This window comes from Pseudonocardia sp. KRD291, assembly GCF_019263595.1.
In the GTDB taxonomy this organism is placed as follows: Bacteria; Actinomycetota; Actinomycetes; order Mycobacteriales; family Pseudonocardiaceae; genus Pseudonocardia.
In genome coordinates, this window is sequence record NZ_JADQDD010000499.1 from 1 (window position 1) to 1,915 (window position 1,915).

Below are 1,915 nucleotides of genomic sequence, written 5' to 3' on the forward strand. Positions count from 1 at the left end.
AGGCGGCGTCGATCTCCTGCCCGCGGGTGTCGCGGACGGTGCAGGCGACGCCGGAGGCCTGCACGCGGGCCACGAACTCGTCCTGCACCGGGCGCGGGGACGCGTCCCACTCGCTGCCCGGGGTCGGGTTGAGCGGGATCAGGTTCACGTGCACGCGCGACGTGCCGATGTGCTGCCGCAGCAGCTTGCCCAGCAGGTCGGCGCGCCAGGGCTGGTCGTTGACGTCGCGGATCAGGGCGTACTCGATCGACACCCGGCGCCCGGTCGTCGTCGCGTAGCGGCGCGCCGCGTCGAGGACCTCGGCGACCTTCCAGCGGTTGTTCACCGGGACGAGGGTGTCGCGCAGCTCGTCGTCCGGGGTGTGCAGCGACACCGCCAGGGTGACCGGAAGGCCCTCCGCGGTGAGCTTGTCGATCGCCGGGACCAGGCCGACCGTCGACACCGTGACCCCGCGCGCCGAGATGCCCAGCCCGTCCGGGGCGGGTTCGGTGATCCGGCGGACGGCGGCGATCACGCGCTTGTAGTTGGCCAGCGGCTCGCCCATGCCCATGAACACGACGTTGGACAGCCGCGCCGGCTCGTCGAGCGCGCCGTCGCGGGCCGCGGCGGCGGCCTGGCGGACCTGGTCGACGATCTCACCGGTGGACAGGTTGCGCTGCAGCCCGCCCTGGCCGGTCGCGCAGAACGGGCAGGCCATGCCGCAGCCGGCCTGGCTGGACACGCAGACCGTCGCGCGCCCGGGGTAGCGCATCAGCACCGACTCGGCGAGCGTGCCGTCGTGGCCGCGCCAGAGCGTCTTGCGGGTGGCGCCGCCGTCGCAGCTGCGTTCGGTGACCGGCGTGACCAGGGCCGGGAGAAGTCCGGAGAGCGTCTCGCGGGCACCGGCGGGCAGGTCAGTCATCGCCTCGAGGTCGGCGGTGAGGCGGCCGAAGTAGTGCCGGGCGAGCTGGTCGAGCCGGAACCGGGGTACGCCGATCTCCCGGGCGACCTCGGCGCGGTCGGACGGGTCGAGGTCGGCGAGATGGCGCGGCGGGGTGGCACGGCGCGGGGCGTCGAACACCAGCGGGAGGGCAGTCATGACCCCCCCAGTGTGCCAGTCCCCGGCCGCGGCCCCCGATCGGCGGAGCGGGACGGGGCCCGTCTCAGCGTCGATGCTCGTTCCGCACGCTGCTCTCAGCGACGGACGCGGCGGCGCAGCTCGTCGAGCAGGCCCAGACGGCGCATCCCGGCCACCCACAGCACCAGCCCGCAGCCCAGACCGATCACCGGCTGGGACTGCGACACCCCGGGCGAGTTCAGCGCCAGGAACGCACCCACCGCGGCCAGCACCAGCACCAGCGCACCGACGGCGACCAGCGAACGTTCCTCCAGCACCGTCGACGCCATGATCAGCAGCACGCCGATGAGCGCCGCGGACAGTGCTGTGCCGAGCTCGCCGTAGCTGATCAGCGACAGCAGGATCGGGAACAGGAACAGCCCGATCACCCCGGCCGCGATCAGGCGCTGCATCCGGGTCCTGCGCGCCGGGTGCAGCTGCACCGCCATCGCGCGCCTGCGGTGCCGCACGCTCCACAGCCAACCGGCCAGCCCGAGACCCAGCGCGACCAGCAACGTCCCCGCCCCGGCGTCCAGGCCGGCCGCGCCGACCACCCAGGCCAGGGTGCCGAGCACGATCTCCAGGCTCGGCACGGGGACGCCGACGACGGCCGCTCGCACGGTGTGGGGCATGGGTCCACGGTAGCGAGCCCGTGCGGGCACCGGCACTGCCCTGCCGGGCGCCGGGCCCGCCGCGCCGTCACCGGGGCGCCCGTCGGGCCTCGGAGCTGCGACGGCGCGTCGTGCCGCTGTGGCAGGCTGGACGTACCCGAACCGGCCGCACGTCCGGATGTCACCGATCCCGGCGCGGCCCCACCAC

The 1,915-nt window shown here is 74.7% G+C and carries 2 protein-coding genes; both read right to left on the bottom strand.

The window, feature by feature from the left end; translation table 11 throughout:
- On the bottom strand, window positions 1–1,078 hold a 1,078-nt coding region (gene rlmN / locus I4I78_RS32185; protein WP_218615279.1), incomplete at its 3' end, for a 23S rRNA (adenine(2503)-C(2))-methyltransferase RlmN.
- A 95-nt stretch (window positions 1,079–1,173) separates the two neighbouring features.
- Window positions 1,174–1,728 (bottom strand): hypothetical protein, encoded by a 555-nt coding sequence (locus I4I78_RS32190; RefSeq protein WP_218615280.1) that lies wholly within the window; start codon window positions 1,726–1,728, stop codon window positions 1,174–1,176.
- Window positions 1,729–1,915 lie beyond the last annotated feature (187 nt).